The following is a 16,383-nucleotide window of genomic DNA, read 5'->3' as shown; positions in this document are numbered from 1 at the left end:
CTCAACCCATCCTACGGGGCGCCGGCGCCCACGGGGCATTCAACGCCGGTGCCGCCCAGACCGCAATAGCCGTGAGGATTCTTCGCCAGGTACTGCTGGTGGTAGTCCTCGGCGTAGTAGAACGGCGGCGCGTCCCGGATCTCGGTGGTGATCTCTGGGTAGCCCGCCTTCTTGAGCGCCGCCTGGTAGCGGTCGCGGGAGGCTTCCGCCGCCCGCCGCTGGCCTTCCGTAGAGGTATAGATGGCCGAGCGGTACTGGGTGCCCACGTCGTTGCCCTGGCGCATTCCCTGGGTGGGATCGTGGGATTCCCAGAAAGCCTGGAGCAGCCGCTCGAAGGAGATCACCCGGGGATCGTAGACCACCAGCACCACTTCAGCGTGGCCGGTGAGGCCGCTGCACACCTCCTCGTAGGTGGGATTGGGGGTGTAGCCCCCGGCATAGCCCACCGCTGTGGTATAGACCCCTTCCAGGGGCCAGAACTTGCGCTCGGCGCCCCAGAAGCAGCCCATGCCGAACTGAACCTGCTCCATCCCCTCGGGGAAAGGCGGCTTGATCGGGCGCCCGTGCACGAAATGCTTGTTGGTGACCGGCAGGGGCGTCCCCCGGCCTTTCAACGCCTCCTCCGGCGCGGGCATCACCAGCTTGGAGCCGAACATCCACATCATCTGGGCCTCCTCATCCAACGAATCCACGCTGGGCCTCCTGGATCATCTGCGCTCCGCCGACCGCCCCTCAGGAGTTGCGACCGCGAAGGCGTGCATCGCCCGCGGGGTGCGGCACGCCCTCGCTCGCTCCCGGGTCGCACTTACCCCCTTCCAGGGGCAGGCACTACGGCCCGTCCGCGGGCACACCGCTCAAGCCCGCCGTCAGGACGAAGCGCATGGCCTCTTCCCGCGACCACGGCACCGGGGTCACCGCCGAGCCGGGCACCAGGACCGTGTAGCCCCCCACCTGGTAGCTCATGGGCAGGTAGACCGCCACCCGCCCGCTCTCGTGCAGCTCGGCCGGTAGCCCGGTCAAGTCGTCGCGCATGAGAAAACCCACCAGGCGCAGGTCGGTGCCCGGCACTTCCACGGCCACCACCCGTCCCGCGGCGCTGCGGCTTTCGCTGGAGAACAGGCCGAAGAAGTCGCGCACCGCGCCGTAGACCGTTTTCACCAGGGGCATGTGCAGGAGCAGGCGCTCTCCCAGCTCGAACAGGCGCCGCACCGCCCAGGTCTGCATCAGCAACCCCACGGCGAAGATCACGCCGACGCCCGCCAGCATGCCCATGCCGTAAAAATAGAGATGCTCGGAGAGGACCGCCTTCAGCAATCCTCCGAGAAAAGTTTCCGCGGTGGCCGCCAGCCACACCACCAGGTAGAGAGTCGCCACCACCGGCACCACGGTCAGCACGCCGGTGAGAAACGTCCTGCCGATCGCCTTTCGCATGGAGCCCCCGCAGCGCCTCCTGTTCCTCGCCCGCAAGCTCGCGGGTCGAAGACAGACTGTAACAGAAGGCGCTGGTGCCGAACACAAAGGCGGCGCCCTCCGCGCCGCCTTGGGACCCCCCCTCAGGCACCCCCCGCCTGAACTAGCCAGCCCGCGCCGGCGGCCGGGCGGCTCCGCTTGCCGGCGGACCGCCGGGCGCGGAGCCGCTCCCAGAGCTTTTCGTGGAAGAAATAGGCCACCGTGTTGAGGGCGGGCTCGAGGAGGGCGATGGCGCCGCCCAAGGCTACGCTGCCGGTCAGGGCGTAGCCCACGCCGAAGGCGACGCTGAAGTGCACGATCCCGAAGGTGATGGTCTTGATCATGGCAGGCCTCGTTTTGTTCCTCATGCGGCCGTGTTGTCCGCGTTCGAAGCCAATAATAATCATTCTCCCATATAGAGAGAAACGAATTGTATTTGGTTTAATGATCGATAAAATCGATCAAAAGCAGAAGCCGGATCGCCCCGTGTAAGCGCCGACGCCGTCAGACGGTCTAAGGGTTGAGCAGGATTCCTAAGGGAGGGGGTTGCCGATGAAATCCGTCACCTGCGTTGCCATGGGCCTGCTGGCCGCGATCCTGGGCGCCAGCGCATCGGCCCAGCCCGCTCCGCCCCTGGCCAAGGCCACCTTCGCCGGCGGCTGCTTCTGGTGCGTGGAAGCCGACTTCGACAAGGTGCAGGGCGTGGTCTCCACCACCTCCGGCTACACCGGCGGGCACACAACCCATCCCACCTACAAGGAGGTCTCGGCGGGCGGGACCGGTCACGCCGAGGCGGTGGAGGTGGTCTACGACCCCAGGAAAGTGGGCTACGAGGCGTTGGTGGAAGTGTTCTGGCGCAGCATCGACCCCACCACCCCCAACCGGCAGTTCTGCGACGTGGGCGACCAGTACCGCACCGCCATCTTCTACCACGACGAGGAGCAGAAACGGCTGGCGGAGGCCTCGAAGCGGAAGCTGGAACAGACCAAGCCTTTCAAGGAGCCGATCGTGACCGAGATCGTACCCGCGGGGAAGTTCTACCCGGCCGAGGAATACCACCAGGACTTCTACAAGAAGAACCCGATCCGCTACGCGTTCTATCGCAACGGCTGCGGGCGGGACCAGCGGCTGGAAGCGCTGTGGGGCAAAGCCCGCAAGTGAAATGAGCCGGCATGACTAGCCCCGTGGCAGCGTGATCTCGACGCACAGCCCCCTTCCGGGCTGTTAGCGGCGCGGATCCAGCCGCCGTGGGCCTCGACGGCGCGTTTGGCGATCGCCAGCCCGAGGCCGTAGCCGCCGCGATTAGCCGTGCCGTCGGCGTCGAAGAACGGCTCGAACACCGCGTCCACGGCCAGCACCGGCGCCGCATGCCTGCCGAGTCACTGGCGCAGCGGCCGGCGGTGCTGGAGAAGATGAAGGAGCTGCGCAAGGACCGCGGCCGGCACGGGCCGCGCGGGGAGTAACGAGGGGCCGCCCCCGCGACTCGTCAGGGCAACGCCGCGGGCCGCTCTCCGACCCCGAGCGCCGGTGCATCGGCCCAGCCCGCTCCGCCCCTGGCCAAGGCCACCTTCGCCGGCGTCTTCTGGCACGGGAGGGCCCCAGGGGGATGCCTCGCTTCCGCCATGTCCGGCGATATACCGGCGGGCGGCCCCTCCGGGGGGTAGAAAAAGCCCTCGGGTGAGGCCCCCTTGTTGCATAGCAACTCGTTGTTCCTGAAGGAGTGTGACGGAACACGGGGTTTCCGGCGGCGGTCTAAAAGAAAGGAGATGGAGATAAACCCGGCAAGCTAGCGAAAGGAGGTGACTGAATGGGCACCACCAAGCGTTGGCAGGACTGGGTAACCCTGGCGCTGGGGGTGTGGCTGTTCATCTCCCCTTGGGTATTGGGGTTCGAGGATAAGATGAGCGCCGTCGCGTGGAACTCCTATCTCCTTGGCGCTGCGGTGGCGATCTTTTCCGTCGTCTGCCTCTATACGCCCAAGGTGTGGGAGGAGTGGCTGAACGTCGCCTTTGGCGTATGGCTGATCATCTCGCCGTGGGTGGTGGGTTTCAGCACCTTCGCGGCGGCGACCTATAACGCGGTCGCGGTTGGTATCCTGGTGATCGGCTTCACGTTCTGGGCGATGGCGCATGCCGGCCACCTGGCCTGGCGCAAGGGTCACCAGGCTTGAGATGGCGTTCGCTTCGAAAGACGAGACCTTCGCAGGTCTCGAGGGGCGGAGAGGAGCTGCGGTACCGCCCTGATGCTCCCAAGGGCCGTCGTGATGACGGCCCTTTTCGCGTAATCATGGGCTTCAGCGAGTCCACCGCCGCCACTGCCGACGCGGTCATCGTGGGCGTGCTGCTGGCCATCGTCTCGCCCCTGGACGTCACCGAGGAATACGGCCTCATCGAGGCGAGCGGCGGCCACCACCCGACCTGAAGGGGGGCCTGGCGGGTCGGCCCGCCAGGTGAAAGAAAGGAACCGCGCTCCCTTATGTGCCGATGATGCCGCCGTCCGCGCGGCGGATAGCGATGGTGGCCGAGCGCGGGCGGCCACCCTTTTCACCCTCCGGCCAGGCGCTGATGGCCTTGGGGTTCTTCGGGTCGTTGCGCCCCGGGTGCGGCAGGGGCGCTTCTCCCGGATGCTGGATGTTGACGAACAGGGTGCGGTGGTCCGGGGTGAATTGGATCCCGGTGATCTCGCAGCCCACCGGGCCAGTCAGGAAACGGCGCACCTCCCCGGTCCCCGGGTCGGCGGCCAGCATCTGGTTGTTGCCGATGTTCGCCCAATCCTTGGTGGCCATCAATTGGGCGGAGGAATCGGTCTGGATCCACAGCACGCCGCGCCGGTCGATGTAGAGGCCGTCGGGCTGGGCGAAGGCAACGCCTCCGGGAGCGTTGCCCCGCTTCAAGGAATCTGGGTGGGCGGGATCACCCGCCAGCAGAAACACGTCCCAGGTGAAACGGGTGGCGCTGGGATCTCCGTTCGCTTCCCGCCAGCGCACGATATGGCCCATGAGGTTGGGAGCACGTGGGTTGGCGGCGTCCGCGCCCACCGGATCTTTCTGTTGCAAAGGCTTGCCCTTGCCGCGGGCGGTGTTGTTGGACAGGCTCACGTAGACCTCTTTGGTGCGGGGGTGGACTGCGATCCATTCGGGCCGGTCCATGTAGGTGGCCCCCACCACGTCTGCGGCAGTGCGGGCATTGATGAGCACTTCCGCCTGGGAGGCGAATCCCCGTTCCGGGGTGAGCCCATTCTTGCCCTGAATAAGCTCCAGCCACTCCCCGGTACCGTCGGCGTGGAAGCGGGCGGCGTAGAGGGTCCCCTCGTCCAGGATGTCCTGATTTTCTGCGGCGCCGCCCCCCTTCACCCAGGGCCGCTTGCTCACGAACTTGTAGATATGTTCGAACTTGGAGCGGTAGTCGTCGTCTCCCATGTAGTAGACTACCCGCCCGTCTGGGGCGAGGGACAGCATCGCTCCCTCATGGGCCAAGCGGCCCATGGCGGTGCGCTTCACCGGGACGCTCTTCGGATCGAAGGGGTCGAACTCCACGACCCAGCCGAAGCGGTTGGGCTCGTTCGGGTGCTTGCCAGCGTCGAAGCGCTCGTCGAATTCGTGCCAGCGGAAGCCCCAGCTATCCTTGGACGGCCCGATGCCGTAGCGGTCCTCCAGCGGGCTGATCTTGCCGGTGTCGTTGATGAAATAGGCGTTGACGTTCTCTTCGCACGAGAGATACGTGCCCCAAGGGGTGACGCCGTTGGCGCAGTTCTGGAATGTGCCCAGAACTGTACGCCCAGCCGGGTCTGCTACTGTCCGCATCCAGGGATGACCGGCCGCCGGGCCACGGATGGTAAAGGGTGTGTCCGCGGTGATACGGCGACCGTAGCGTGAATCCCGTACCGTGCGCCAGCGGCCCCCTTCGAAGCGCACCTCGTACACCCCCAGTCCATGGGCGTTCTTGGATTTCTGCACTTTCTCAGCGGTCCAGGGGTCCATGCCCTCGGGCGTCAGCAGGTTGTCGTCGGTGTACTCGTAATTGATGGCGATCAGCCCATGGGTGGAGGAGTCGGAGCCCTTGGGCAGAGGGAAATAGTGCATGCCGTCGTGGAACATGCCCGACTGCATGGCCTGCTCGGCCGCGGTGTTGCTGGCATCGGGCTTGAAGTCCGGGGCGCCGGGCATGATGGGATCGCCCCAAGCATTCACCACTTGCCAGGTGTACCCGGCCGGCACCACCACCGTATCCGCCCTGGAGACGGGCACCGGCGTAAACCCGAGGAGCGGCCCCCTTTTCTGCGTCATTTCCAGGGCGCGGCAGCCGCCGAAAAGCGACAGGGCAGCCACGCTCAAGGATCCCTTGAGCAGGGTGCGCCGGGACAGCCGCAAGGCGAGGAGTTCATCGAAGTCGAGGCTTTCTTCCGGGAGCGGGGAGGGAAAAGGGACTGACATGAGCACCTCCTTAGAGGCCCCTGAATGGTTCAGAGGTCCCTTCCGGCGCAGCGGGCGCTGGGCTGGTTTTATCGATTTTATTTATAGCAGGACGGCGCCCGGAAGCAACCCGCGCCGCCGGCGCCGGATGACCTCAATCCTCGTGGGCGAAGCCCCGGATGATGTAGCCGCCTGACTTTTCGTCCCGCTCCAGAGTCAGCAACCCCCGGGCCTGGGCCTCTTCCAGAAGCTGCCCGAAGGTCTTGAACCCGTGGTAGCTCTCGTTAAAGCCGGGCTTGCGGCGCTTGATGGCCTGCTTGACCATCGACCCCCATACCTTTTCCTCCTCGCCCCGCTCCTCGAACAGGTCCTCCACCGTCGCGAGCACGAGATCCAGCGCCTCCTGCTTCTTCTCCTCCTCGCTCGACTCCGCCTTCTTCTCCTCGGGTTTCGCCGTAGCGGCTTTTGTCCTGCGCCGCTTGCGCTGAGAGCGCTCTGCTTCCCGTACCAGGTCATCGTAGTAGATGAACTCGTCGCAGTTGCTGATAAGGAGATCAGAGGAGGATTTTTTCACCCCTACGCCGATCACGATCTTGTTGTTCTCCCGCAGCTTCGACACCAGAGGCGAGAAATCCGAGTCGCCGCTGATGATGACAAAGGTGTCCACGTGGGACTTGGTGTAGCACAGGTCCAGGGCGTCCACCACCATGCGGATGTCCGCCGAGTTCTTGCCCGACTGGCGCACGTGGGGGATCTCGATCAGCTCGAACGCCGCCTCGTGCATGGCCGGCTTGAACGCCTTGTAGCGGTCCCAGTCGCAGTAGGCCTTCTTCACCACGATGTTGCCCTTGAGCAGGAGGCGCTCGAGCACCTTCTTGATGTCGAACTTGTCGTACTTGGCGTCGCGCACCCCGAGGGCGATGTTCTCGAAGTCGCAGAATAGCGCCATGTTCTGGGTGGTCTGTTTGGTGCTCATGAACTCCTTTCGTCGCTAACGGCCGCCGCAACGGGCGGCACCGCCGAAGTCTACGGCGAATCGGGATGGGTGGCTACCCGGACGGCGCCGTACAATAAGCATCATCACGGCGTCGCCGGCGAGCCGCCGGACCGCCGGTCTTTTCACGCCATGGAGGAGCTAGGCTTATGTCCCCCCGCCGCCCGCTACCCCTCGTCCTCACCGCCGCCCTGCTCGTCCCATGGGAAGCGGCCCGGCCCCAGGCGCCCAGCGAGGGCGTCCGGGTCTACGAGCCCGCCCACCTCGTGGCCAGTCGGTACACGGTGGTGAAACGGCTGTGGGTGGAATCGATCCCCGCCATGTTCCGCTACCCCCTGTTCGAGACCCGGGAGGCGGCGGCCACCGCGGCGCGGGCGGCGGCCGCCGAAGCGGGGGCGGATGGGGTGGCCCACCTCGCTTGCACCGATCTGGCGGCCATCGGCCGGGGGGAGGGGCTGCTGTGCTACGCCCTGGCCATCCGGGTCAAGCAGCCCTGAGCCCCATGAGCCCCAAGCTGCGCGCCGCGATCGCCCTCGTCGTCGGGATGGGGTCCGCCGTGATGGCGCCGGCCGCGGACCCGGAACCCATCACCACGCTGCAGTACCGGCTCGAGTTCGCGCGCCGGGAGCTCGAGGCCGCGCGCGCCGCCACGGCCCAGGCGACCGAAGCGCTCCAAGCCGCCCGGCAGCGGGTGGCGGAGGCGGAGCGGGCGCTGGACCGCGCCCGCCGCGAAGCGCAGGAAGCCGAGTCTCGGCTCGAGCGGGCCCGGGCGGCGGAGCGCCAGGCGAGCGGCCGCCTGGAGGAGGCCGAGCGCCGGCTTCGCGAGGCATGGCAGGCGCAGGAAGCGGCTACCACAAGGCATTGATCCCGCGCCCGTCCCGGGTCCCGCTACCCGATCGGGATATAGGCATAGCCCCGATTCTGCAGAGCGATGGCGTTGACGAATACGTTCTCCTCCACCTCCAGGCCCGGCAGCAGGTTGTCTTCTCCGATGCGGCAACGCTCCATGGCGATCCTGCACACCTCGATGCGCACGCCGGCCTGGAGGGCGCCGTGCATCAGGGCACGACCTTCGGCGAGGGCGGCCTCCTCCGCCGGGTCGAACTTGGTGCCCGCCAGGGTCCGGGCGGCGAACTTGGTGGCGGGGCCGTGCAGGAGCAGCACGAAATCCGGCTCGATGCCCTGGCCGCGGAATTGTGCCAGGGCGTGAAGCAGCAGGGAAAGCCGGTCCTGGAAGCGCCTGGGGTCGCCGGTGGTGAAGTCCCACACCGCCCGCGCGCTGGCGAGCCCGGCCCAATCCTCCCCCTTCATGCGCCAGCCCTTTCCACGCCGCCCGCGCCTGCGAGCGGCAGGCAATCGCTGAGCAGCGCCCGCATGCGCTCCCAGTGGCTGCCTTCCCAGAACACCCGGTGGCAGCCCTCGCAGGTGCTGAAGCGCTCGTGGACCTGGGCCACCGTGGGCGGCAGGCGCTCGAGCACCTGCTCCTTGGGGATGGGGGCGAGGGGCAGGTTGCAGTGCAGGCAGCGGGAGAAGGGCCGCACGCTGGAGGCGAGCTGCAGCCGCTCCACCACCTCCTTGAGCTGTTCCTGGGGCTTGCGCGCGTGCACGTAGCAGCCGTGGGTGATGCTGCGGCACTTGAGCAGCTCCCGGTCCCGGGTGAGGATGATGCGACCTTCCCGCTTCGCCTGCATGCAGATGTCGAAGTCGTCGCAGGTGTTGTCGTACAGGGTGTCGAACCCGAGCATGCGCAAAAGCCGCGCGAGTCCCCCCAGGTGGGCGTCGGCGATGAAGCGGGTCTCCCGCAGGGGCCGCGGCCGCACCCGCACCAGGGGCCCCACGTCCAGCGCCTCGAACTTGGGATAGACGCTCACCCGGTCCCCCTCCCGCACCCGGTAGGAGAAATCCACCGACTCCCCGTTCACCAGGATCAGCTCCACCTCCGTGTGGGGCACCCCCAGCGCCTCGATGGCGTTCTTCACCGTCGCCGCCCGGGCGCAGCGGTACTCGAACTCGGTCTTCCTGCGCTCGGGGGCGAGAAAGTCGTTCAGCTCTTCGTAAAAGCGAAACCAAGCGGTGACCATGGGGCGAGCTCCTTCGTCCCCCTATCAGCGCCCATTCTAACGCGGGACCAGTCAGCCAGAGGGCCAGGGGGAGGGGCGGCTCCTCCAGGCGTGCCGCCTGTTCCCGCAAGTGCTGCAAGTGCTCCTGCCAATAGCGTGGGGTGTTGAACCAGGGGAAGGCCGCCGGAAACGCCGGATCATCCCAGCGCCGGGCCAGCCACCCCGCGTAGTGGATCATTTGCAGGGTTCGCAGCGACTCGACGAGGCCAAGCTCCCGCGCCTCGAAGTCGAAGAACTCCCGGTAGCCCCGCACCAGCCAGCCAAGCTGGCGAGTCATGTCCTCGCGGCTCCCGTGAAGCAGCATCCACAGGTCCTGCACCGCCGGCCCCATGCGCGCGTCGTCCAGGTCGATAAACTGGGGACCGTCGTCGGTCCAGAGCACGTTGCCCGCGTAGCAGTCCCCGTGGAGCCGCAGCCGGCGCAGAGGAGCGGCCCGTTCGAATGCCCGCCGGACCCGGTCCAGGAGGTGCTCCACCAGTCGGCGGCACGTCTCCCTCGGCTCGGGGGGGCACGAAGCCCCTCTCCTGCAAGAACCAGGACGGCTCGACGCCGAAGCTCTCCACGCCCAGCGCGGGCCGGTGGCGGAAAGGGCGCGCGGCCCCTACGGCGTGGAGGCGGCCGATGAAGCGCCCCAAGCGCTCCACCGCATCGAGGGTGAGCTCCGGCGTCAAGCGGGCGTAGGGATGAGGGGCTTCCGGCATGCCCGGGATCGTAGTCCACGCCGCATCTTGCGTTCAGCGCTTGCGCCCCCGGCATAATGGGATTATGGATTCGACCCTCGACGCCCTGCGGCGGCATCAACGGCAGCTCGCCCGCTGCACCCGGTGTCCCAAGATGATCGGCCCGCCGGTGATGGGCTACCCGGTAGTCTCGCCGGTGATGCTGGTGGGTCAGGCGCCCGGGGCCAAAGAGATCGAGCGCCGGCGCCCCTTCGCCTGGACCGCGGGCAAGACCCTGTTCGGCTGGTTCCGCGGCATCGGCCTCGACGAAGAGGGTTTTCGCCGCCGGGTCTACATGGCCGCCGTGTGCCGCTGCTTTCCCGGCAAAAATCCCGGCGGCGGCGACCGGGTCCCCGACCGGCAGGAGGTGGAAAACTGCACGAGCTGGCTCGCCGCGGAATTCCAGCTCCTGCGCCCTCGGCTGGTGATTCCCGCGGGCAAGCTCGCCATCGGCCTGTTCCTGCCGGTGGGCAAGCTGGACGCGGTGGTGGGACGGCTCTTCAAGGTGCGGCTCTTCGGCTTCGAGACCGACGTGGTGCCCCTCCCCCACCCGTCAGGCGCCTCCCCCTGGCACCGCACCGAGCCGGGCCGCGCGCTGCTCCATCAAGCCCTTGCCCGGATCGCCGCCCACCCTGCCTGGGGGAAGATGTGCGGGCGAGAGGCGCGGAGGGCCGCCGATTGAACGCTGCGGGAAAACGGCACTTTTTTTACTTCTTCACACCGTACTTGGCCCGGTAGTGCTGGGAGAGCACCTTGCGGGTCTGGGCATAGAGTTGGGGGTTGGTGGAAGGCGGCCGCGGCCCCTTGGGGGCATCCCCGGGCGGGCGCCTACCGGCAGGAAGCTTTTTCATGTCCTTTGGGGTCGATTCCGGCACCAGCCATTCGACCTCCCAGCCGCCGGCGCCGTTCACCGCGAGCCGCTCCCAGAGCCAGGGCAGCAGGGCCGAGGCGAAGGCTTCGAAGTTCCAAGGGGGGTTCACGATCAGCATCCCGCACCCCCGGAGGCTTGCGCTCCAGCCCGCCGGGTGCACCGCCAGGGTAAGCTTCAGGATCTTGGTGACGCCGCTTTCCGCCACGCTGCGCTCGAAGGCCCGCACCTCCCCCGGCGCCATGAAGGGGTACCAGAAGGCCAAGATGCCGGTCCCCCAGCGCCCATGGGCGAAGCGCAGGGCCTTCCCGATGCGCCCGTACTCCCCGGCCCGGTCGAAGGAGGAGTCCACCAGCACCAGACCCCGGCGCTCCCGGGGCGGCAGGTAAGCCCGCAGGGCCTGGTAGCCGTCCATGCACTCCACCGTGGTGTTCGGCGCATCGCCAAAAAGGGCCCGCAGCTCGGCCCAATCGGCCTTGTTGAGCTCCGTGGCCACCAGCCGGTCCTGGGGTCGCATGAGCCGACTGGCGATCCAGGGCGAACCCGGGTAGAAGCGCAGCTTCCCGTCGGGGTTTTCGGCGCGCACGCACGCCAGGTACGGGGCGATGGCCTCGGGCACCGGGTGCGCGTCCCACAGCCGGCCGATCCCTTCCTTCCACTCGGCGAGCTTGCGGGCCCACTCGTGCTGCAGGTCGTAGCGCCCGATGCCGGCGTGGGTGTCGAGATAGAAGAAGGGCTTCTCTTTGCCCGCCAGCGCCAGGATCAATTGGGCGAGCAGGGCGTGCTTGAAGCAGTCGGCGAAGTTACCGGCGTGGAAAAGGTGACGATAGGCGAGCATGCCCCGCAGCCTGGGTCCCGGTCACAATATCCGCGAAAGATACGGACTAGAGCCGGTTGTACTTGGTGGCCTTGCCCCGGGCCTTGTCCGCCGGGTACTTCTCGGCGTTGAGGGCGAGCTTCTTTTCCGCCGCCCGCAGCAGGTCGACGCCCAGCTTGTCGGCGAGCCGCGTGAGGAACAGCAGCACGTCGGCCATCTCCAGCTCCACCTCGGCCCGCACCTCGGGCGGCAGGTTCGCGCTTTCCTCGAAGGTGAGCCATTGGAAGTGCTCCAGCAGCTCGCCCGTCTCCCCCGCCAGGGCCATGGCCAGGTTCTTGGGATTATGGAACTGATCCCAGTCCCGCTCGGCGGCGAACTCGGCGAGCGCTTGGCGCAGGGCTTCCAGGCTGTCGATGGATTTCATCCGGGGGCTCCTCGATTTTCCACCGGCAGTATAAAACCTCCGAGCCCAGGCCACGCGGCCGCGTTTAAAATGAAAGCCGCCTACGGGCGATGGCCCCCGGGTATCCCGATGCCCGCCAACCTCACTCCCGAGTACAAGGCCGCCGAGGCCGCCTTCCGCAAGGCGCGGGACCCCCGCGAGCGGCTGGAGTGGCTGCGAGAGATGCTCCGGGTCATCCCCAAGCATAAGGGCACGGACCACCTGCAGGCGGACATCAAGCGCCGCATCAAGGAGCTCTCCGAGGAGCTGGAGGGGCCGCGCAAGGGGGGCGCCCGCACCGGCCCGGCCCTGGTGGTGCGCCCCGAAGGGGCGGCCCAGATCGCCCTGCTCGGTCCCCCGAACGCCGGCAAGTCGTCCCTGCACGCCCGCCTGACCGGATCGGGGGCGGAGGTGGCGCCGTACCCGTTCACCACCCAGTACCCCCAGCCGGGCATGCTGCCCCACGAGGACGTCCATTTCCAGCTCGTGGACCTGCCGGCGGTGTCCCCCGAGCACCCGGTTCCCTGGCTCGCCGCCGCCCTCCAGACCGCGGACGCCTGCCTGCTGGTGGTGGACCTGGGCGACCCCGCCTGCGTGGAGCAGGTGGAGGCGCTCCACGCCTTGCTGCGGGATAAGCGGGTGACCCTCACGGAACGGTGGAGCCTGGACGAGTCCGCGGCCGACGAAGAGGACCCCTTCGCCCTGCGGCTTCCGGCATTGCTCCTGGCCAACAAGGCGGACCGCCTGGCCGATCCGGAGGAGGAGCTGCGGACGTTCCTGGAGCTCGCCAGGCTTCGCTACCCCAGCCTGATCGTCTCGGCCCAGAGCGGCCGGGGCCTGGGGGACATCGGCCCCTGGCTGTTCGAGCATCTGGACATCGTGCGCGTCTACACCAAGGCCCCTGGCAAGCCGGCGGAGCGCAGCCACCCCTTCACCCTGCGCCGGGGCCAGACGGTGGAGGACGTGGCGCGACTGGTGCACAAGGACCTGGCGCGCCAGCTTCGCTACGCCCGGGTGTGGGGAAAGTCCGGCATCCAAGGCCAGCAGGTGGGGCGGGAGCACCGGCTGGAGGACGGGGACGTGGTAGAGCTGCACGCCTGAGCCAAACTCTCCCCGGCGCCTGCGGTCAAACCCTCGCTCTGCGGAGCCGGCGGGAAGCGAGGAGCTTCGCTTCGGGTTTTTCGATGTAATCTTGCGTCACTTCGGACACACCGGAGACCGCCATGAAACTGTATTACGCCCCGGGCGCCTGCTCCATGGCGTCCCACATGGTCCTGCGGGAGGCGGGCTTTTCCTTCGACCTGGAAAAGGTGGAGCTAGCCACCGGGAAAACCGCTTCGGGGGAGGACTATCGCCGGATCAACCCGAAGGGCTACGTGCCCGCCCTGCGGCTGGACGACGGCGAGATCCTCACCGAGTCGGCGGTGATCCTCCAGTACCTGGCGGACCAGAAGCCGGCGGCGGGCCTCGCGCCCGCGCCGGGCACCCTGGAGCGCTACCGCCTCATGGAATGGCTCAACTTCATCGCCACGGAAATGCATAAGCAACTGGGCGCCCTCTACAACCCCAAGATCACCCCGGAATGGCGGGAAAACCAGCTCGCCTTGTTCGGCCGACGCTGCGACTTCTTGGAGGGGCAGATGGGCACCAAAACGTACCTGATGGGGGACCGCTATTCGGTGGCGGACGCCTATCTCTTCACCGTCCTCAATTGGACCCATTTCCTTCACGTGGACATGGACAAGTGGCCGACGCTCCGGGGATACATGGCCCGGGTGGCGGAGCGGCCGGCGGTGAGGGACACGATGCGGGCGGAGGGTCTGATCCCGTGAAGGGTGTGGGCGAAGCGTGGGCGTCCCGAAGGCCGGGCCGCCCGTGGGAACGCTGGGCGGAAGGGAGGATTCCATGCTGAAGGCCCTCAAGCGCTGGATGGAAGCCGGCCAGGACGCTCCCGCCCTTCCGGGCGCGGCAGTGGCCCAGCGGGAACTGTTGGCGGCCGCGGCAGGGCTCGTCGCCGAGTTGATGCGGGTGGACCTGCAGGAGCGTCCGGAGGAGCGGGCCGTGGCGGCGAAGGCCCTGACCACCCTCTTCGCTTCGGACCCGCAGACCATCGACGGCCTGCTGGCGGAGGCGGGGGACCGGTCGCGGCGCTTCGCTTCCTACTACGCACCAGTGTCCCTGCTCAAGCGCCGCTGGGGAGCTCCAGAGCGAGTAGCGTTCATCGAGGCGCTGTGGCGCATCGCCCACGCCGACGGCCAACTGGACGCCCACGAGGATCACTTCGTGCGCAAGATCGCCCACTTGCTGTACGTGTCCAACACCGATTGCATCCTGGCGCGCAACCGCGCCCGAGCCGAATGAATCCCCGCGGAGAAACCGCCATGACCGAAAGCTGGAATGACGCGAGCCAGAACACCCGGCGCCGCGTTCTCCACCGCCGTCGCCGGGGCCTGCGCCACGGGCCGTCCCCTCGTGCCTGAGGGGCCGCTTCCACGCCCCAGATGAGCGGCCCGAGGCTGCGGTACGGCCTCCTCCTGGCCGTGCTGGGCCTTGCCTGCGTCGCCGCCGGATACGACGCCTGGTTTCGGGGCCGGCCGGTGCCCCTGCCCGATGGGCCCGCCCAGCCCCTCGACTGCGTCTCCTACACGCCCTTTCGCCTGCCGGGGGAAAGCCCCCTCGATCCCAATACCCAGGTGTCCCGCGCTCGCATCGAAGCGGAGCTAAAATTCCTGTCCACCCGGTTCCGGTGCGTGCGCACCTATTCGGTCAGCCAGGGGCTCGCGGAGGTGCCCGCCGTGGCCGAGACGCTGGGCATGCAGGTGCTGCTGGGCCTCTGGCTCGGGCGCGATCGGGAGGAAAACGAACAGGAACTGGCCCTCGGTCTCCGCGTCGCCAACGCCCATCCCGCCACGGTGCGCGCCGTGATCGTGGGCAACGAGGTTCTGCTGCGGCGGGAGCTGCCGCAGGAAGAATTGCGCGCCTACATCGAGCGGGTGCGCGCGGCCACGCCCCTTCCCGTCACCTACGCCGACGTGTGGGAGTTCTGGCTCCAGCACCCGTCCCTGGCCCAGGCCGTGTCCTTCGTCACCATCCACATCCTGCCCTACTGGGAAGACGATCCCGTGGGGATCGAGGAAGCGGTTCCCCACGTGCAGCGGATCTACGGTCGGGTGCGGGCCGCCTTTCCGGGGCGGGAAACTTTCATCGGGGAAACGGGCTGGCCGAGCCGGGGACGCCAGCGCCGGGAGGCGGTCCCCAGCCAGGTCAACGAAGCCCGCTTCCTTCGGGAGTTCCTTTCCTTTGCCCACCGCTCGGGGGTAGCGTATAACCTGATCGAGGCCTTCGACCAGCCCTGGAAGCGCCGCCTGGAGGGGACGGTGGGAGGCCATTGGGGCCTGTACGACGCCGCGCTGCGGCCCAAGTTTCCCCTGCAAGGCCCGGTGGTGGAGGACCCCCACTGGCGCGCGAGTTTCTATTCTGGCGGCGCCCTAGCGTTTCTCTTCTCCCTGATGGCATGGATCGGCAACCCCCGGCCGGGCGGGCGGGGGCTGCCGGTTCTCGTGCTCGCGGGCTTCGCGACCGGCGTGGCCCTGGCGGCCCAGTGCCGGCATATGGCGGCGGCCAACCAGGACCTATTCGAGTGGGCCTTGACCGGCGCCTTCACGGCCTTGGCGCTCGCCACTGCCCTGGTCCTGGCCTACGGGCTGGCCCGGTGGGCGGGCGACTGGGAACGGCTCGCGCCTCCCGCTTCCCTCCTCCACATCCCGCGCCCGCCGAAAAGGGCGGCGGACTGGCTGGGGTTCCTGCGCTTCGCCTGGCTCTTCGCCGCCGCGGTGGTGGCGCTGCTCCTCGTCTTCGACCCCCGCTATCGAGACTTTCCCCTGGCCCTCTTCGGGCCGCCCGCCCTGGGCTTCCTGCTGCACGCCCTGGCTGGCGCCGGGGAATGGAGGGCCTGGCCCCCGGCGGAGGGGGAGGAACGGCTGCTGGCAGGCGGGCTCGCCGCCTCCGCCCCCCTCATCGTGGCGAGGGAGGGGCTCACCAACGGGAGCGCCGTCCTTTGGGCGGCGCTAAGCCTGGCACTGGCGGCCGCGGTGCTCGCTCCCCATGTCGCCGCCCGACGACAGGCTCGAACCCGTCCGGGCGAGCACCAGGGCGCCCAGTAGAAACCCCACCGCCGAGGCCTCGAAGCAGTACAGGATCAGCCCGGCGAGCCCCAGCGCCGCGGCGGTCCAGGCGATCCACGGCCGCGGGAGCGCCACCGCCAGCGCACCGGTCCCCAGCGCCCCGTACCCCAGACCGTAGCCGGAAAAGGCGGCGATGACGGCCCGGCGCAGGCCACACCACCAGGGTCCCGAGCCCCCGTCGCACAGATGGGCGACGGCGGCAGGCTCCACCAGCCCGTAGCGGGCGGCGGCGGCGAGGAGCCCGACTGCGGCGATGGCGCTCCAAGGGAAGAAGGCCTTACCCATGAATCGGATACCCGCGCCCGGCTTAGGTGCGGGAGTCTGAGCGGACGCTCCAGCATACGGCATGCGCCATGCCAGACGAAAGTCCAGACCCGCC

At 68.1% G+C, this 16,383-nt stretch carries 22 protein-coding genes and 1 pseudogene; 11 read left to right on the top strand and 12 right to left on the bottom strand.

The features are described 5' to 3' along the window. Window positions 1-11: 11 nt before the first annotated feature. The 3 genes from msrA (ACUVYZ_RS08115) to ACUVYZ_RS08105 all read right to left on the bottom strand — a co-directional run bounded on the left by msrA (ACUVYZ_RS08115) (window position 12) and on the right by ACUVYZ_RS08105 (window position 1,793). On the bottom strand, window positions 12-665 hold the full coding sequence (msrA, locus tag ACUVYZ_RS08115; protein ID WP_439933964.1) for a peptide-methionine (S)-S-oxide reductase MsrA: 654 nt from the start codon (window positions 663-665) through the stop codon (window positions 12-14). Window positions 666-828: 163 nt separating this feature from the next. After that, window positions 829-1,431 carry a DUF502 domain-containing protein gene (locus tag ACUVYZ_RS08110; RefSeq protein WP_439933940.1) on the bottom strand — a complete coding sequence of 201 codons (603 nt, stop codon included), beginning with the start codon at window positions 1,429-1,431 and terminating at the stop codon, window positions 829-831. A 122-nt stretch (window positions 1,432-1,553) separates the two neighbouring features. Continuing rightward, window positions 1,554-1,793, bottom strand: coding sequence for a DUF2061 domain-containing protein (locus tag ACUVYZ_RS08105; protein ID WP_439933939.1), 240 nt, complete (start codon window positions 1,791-1,793; stop codon window positions 1,554-1,556). A 208-nt stretch (window positions 1,794-2,001) separates the two neighbouring features. Here ACUVYZ_RS08105 and msrA (ACUVYZ_RS08100) point away from each other — a divergent pair, with 208 nt between their 5' ends. After that, on the top strand, window positions 2,002-2,610 hold the full coding sequence (gene msrA / locus ACUVYZ_RS08100; protein ID WP_439933938.1) for a peptide-methionine (S)-S-oxide reductase MsrA: 609 nt from the start codon (window positions 2,002-2,004) through the stop codon (window positions 2,608-2,610). On the opposite strand, the gene ACUVYZ_RS08095 is transcribed toward msrA (ACUVYZ_RS08100), so the two are convergent. Beyond that, window positions 2,547-2,789, bottom strand: coding sequence for an ATP-binding protein (locus ACUVYZ_RS08095; protein ID WP_439933963.1), 243 nt, complete (start codon window positions 2,787-2,789; stop codon window positions 2,547-2,549). The genes msrA (ACUVYZ_RS08100) and ACUVYZ_RS08095 overlap by 64 nt on opposite strands. On the opposite strand from ACUVYZ_RS08095, the gene ACUVYZ_RS08090 reads away from it, so the two are divergent. The 3 genes from ACUVYZ_RS08090 to ACUVYZ_RS08080 all read left to right on the top strand — a co-directional run bounded on the left by ACUVYZ_RS08090 (window position 2,697) and on the right by ACUVYZ_RS08080 (window position 3,870). Next, the gene (locus tag ACUVYZ_RS08090; protein ID WP_439933966.1) at window positions 2,697-2,912 is read left to right on the top strand and encodes a hypothetical protein; all 216 of its coding nucleotides are present in this window, start codon (window positions 2,697-2,699) and stop codon (window positions 2,910-2,912) included. The genes ACUVYZ_RS08095 and ACUVYZ_RS08090 overlap by 93 nt on opposite strands. A gap of 344 nt (window positions 2,913-3,256) precedes the next feature. Further along, complete coding sequence (locus ACUVYZ_RS08085) at window positions 3,257-3,619, top strand: SPW repeat protein (RefSeq protein WP_439933937.1); 363 nt, start codon at window positions 3,257-3,259, stop codon at window positions 3,617-3,619. A 116-nt stretch (window positions 3,620-3,735) separates the two neighbouring features. Then, the gene (locus tag ACUVYZ_RS08080) at window positions 3,736-3,870 is read left to right on the top strand and encodes a hypothetical protein (protein WP_439933936.1); all 135 of its coding nucleotides are present in this window, start codon (window positions 3,736-3,738) and stop codon (window positions 3,868-3,870) included. A gap of 52 nt (window positions 3,871-3,922) precedes the next feature. Here ACUVYZ_RS08080 and ACUVYZ_RS08075 read toward each other — a convergent pair whose 3' ends face one another. After that, a complete protein-coding gene (locus ACUVYZ_RS08075; protein WP_439933935.1) occupies window positions 3,923-5,881 on the bottom strand; it encodes a PhoX family protein in 1,959 nt (652 codons plus the stop codon). Between the two features lie 133 nt (window positions 5,882-6,014). Then, window positions 6,015-6,836, bottom strand: a complete 822-nt coding sequence (locus tag ACUVYZ_RS08070; protein ID WP_439933934.1) for an NYN domain-containing protein — start codon at window positions 6,834-6,836, stop codon at window positions 6,015-6,017. A 167-nt stretch (window positions 6,837-7,003) separates the two neighbouring features. Between ACUVYZ_RS08070 and ACUVYZ_RS08065 the strand changes: the two genes are divergently transcribed. Beyond that, window positions 7,004-7,351, top strand: a complete 348-nt coding sequence (locus ACUVYZ_RS08065) for a hypothetical protein (RefSeq protein WP_439933933.1) — start codon at window positions 7,004-7,006, stop codon at window positions 7,349-7,351. Between the two features lie 5 nt (window positions 7,352-7,356). Beyond that, window positions 7,357-7,719: a hypothetical protein gene (locus tag ACUVYZ_RS08060; protein WP_439933932.1), complete on the top strand. Its 363-nt coding sequence runs from the start codon at window positions 7,357-7,359 to the stop codon at window positions 7,717-7,719. A gap of 23 nt (window positions 7,720-7,742) precedes the next feature. Here ACUVYZ_RS08060 and ACUVYZ_RS08055 read toward each other — a convergent pair whose 3' ends face one another. The 3 genes and pseudogenes from ACUVYZ_RS08055 to ACUVYZ_RS08045 form a co-directional block, all read right to left on the bottom strand. Then, entirely contained in the window at window positions 7,743-8,165 is a 423-nt protein-coding gene (locus ACUVYZ_RS08055) for a DsrE family protein (RefSeq protein ID WP_439933962.1), read from the bottom strand. Continuing rightward, complete coding sequence (locus ACUVYZ_RS08050; protein ID WP_439933931.1) at window positions 8,162-8,935, bottom strand: Mut7-C RNAse domain-containing protein; 774 nt, start codon at window positions 8,933-8,935, stop codon at window positions 8,162-8,164. The genes ACUVYZ_RS08055 and ACUVYZ_RS08050 overlap by 4 nt, the downstream gene beginning before the upstream one ends. Before the next feature lie 127 nt (window positions 8,936-9,062). Beyond that, window positions 9,063-9,449, bottom strand: a pseudogene (locus tag ACUVYZ_RS08045) (serine/threonine protein kinase); the annotation flags it as partial. Window positions 9,450-9,739: 290 nt separating this feature from the next. On the opposite strand from ACUVYZ_RS08045, the gene ACUVYZ_RS08040 reads away from it, so the two are divergent. Then, window positions 9,740-10,375, top strand: coding sequence for a uracil-DNA glycosylase family protein (locus tag ACUVYZ_RS08040; RefSeq protein ID WP_439933930.1), 636 nt, complete (start codon window positions 9,740-9,742; stop codon window positions 10,373-10,375). 25 nt (window positions 10,376-10,400) lie between these two features. On the opposite strand, the gene ACUVYZ_RS08035 is transcribed toward ACUVYZ_RS08040, so the two are convergent. Together ACUVYZ_RS08035 and ACUVYZ_RS08030 are read right to left on the bottom strand one after the other, a co-directional pair. Continuing rightward, entirely contained in the window at window positions 10,401-11,399 is a 999-nt protein-coding gene (locus tag ACUVYZ_RS08035; RefSeq protein ID WP_439933929.1) for a 23S rRNA (adenine(2030)-N(6))-methyltransferase RlmJ, read from the bottom strand. A gap of 46 nt (window positions 11,400-11,445) precedes the next feature. After that, window positions 11,446-11,802 carry a nucleotide pyrophosphohydrolase gene (locus tag ACUVYZ_RS08030; RefSeq protein ID WP_439933928.1) on the bottom strand — a complete coding sequence of 119 codons (357 nt, stop codon included), beginning with the start codon at window positions 11,800-11,802 and terminating at the stop codon, window positions 11,446-11,448. Between the two features lie 69 nt (window positions 11,803-11,871). On the opposite strand from ACUVYZ_RS08030, the gene ACUVYZ_RS08025 reads away from it, so the two are divergent. The 4 genes from ACUVYZ_RS08025 to ACUVYZ_RS08010 all read left to right on the top strand — a co-directional run bounded on the left by ACUVYZ_RS08025 (window position 11,872) and on the right by ACUVYZ_RS08010 (window position 15,983). Beyond that, on the top strand, window positions 11,872-12,921 hold the full coding sequence (locus tag ACUVYZ_RS08025) for a TGS domain-containing protein (RefSeq protein ID WP_439933927.1): 1,050 nt from the start codon (window positions 11,872-11,874) through the stop codon (window positions 12,919-12,921). Window positions 12,922-13,043: 122 nt separating this feature from the next. Continuing rightward, window positions 13,044-13,652 carry a glutathione transferase GstA gene (gene gstA, locus ACUVYZ_RS08020; protein WP_439933926.1) on the top strand — a complete coding sequence of 203 codons (609 nt, stop codon included), beginning with the start codon at window positions 13,044-13,046 and terminating at the stop codon, window positions 13,650-13,652. A gap of 73 nt (window positions 13,653-13,725) precedes the next feature. Further along, the gene (locus tag ACUVYZ_RS08015) at window positions 13,726-14,181 is read left to right on the top strand and encodes a tellurite resistance TerB family protein (RefSeq protein WP_439933925.1); all 456 of its coding nucleotides are present in this window, start codon (window positions 13,726-13,728) and stop codon (window positions 14,179-14,181) included. 140 nt (window positions 14,182-14,321) lie between these two features. Further along, window positions 14,322-15,983: a glycoside hydrolase family 17 protein gene (locus ACUVYZ_RS08010; protein ID WP_439933924.1), complete on the top strand. Its 1,662-nt coding sequence runs from the start codon at window positions 14,322-14,324 to the stop codon at window positions 15,981-15,983. Here the strand turns inward: ACUVYZ_RS08010 and ACUVYZ_RS08005 are convergent. Then, window positions 15,888-16,289, bottom strand: coding sequence for a hypothetical protein (locus tag ACUVYZ_RS08005; RefSeq protein WP_439933923.1), 402 nt, complete (start codon window positions 16,287-16,289; stop codon window positions 15,888-15,890). The genes ACUVYZ_RS08010 and ACUVYZ_RS08005 overlap by 96 nt on opposite strands. Between the last annotated feature and the right edge of the window lie 94 nt (window positions 16,290-16,383).

The organism is Pelomicrobium sp. P1 (assembly GCF_052805615.1).
Note: the sequence above shows the minus strand (reverse complement) of the source record. Positions and strands in the feature narration are given on the sequence as shown.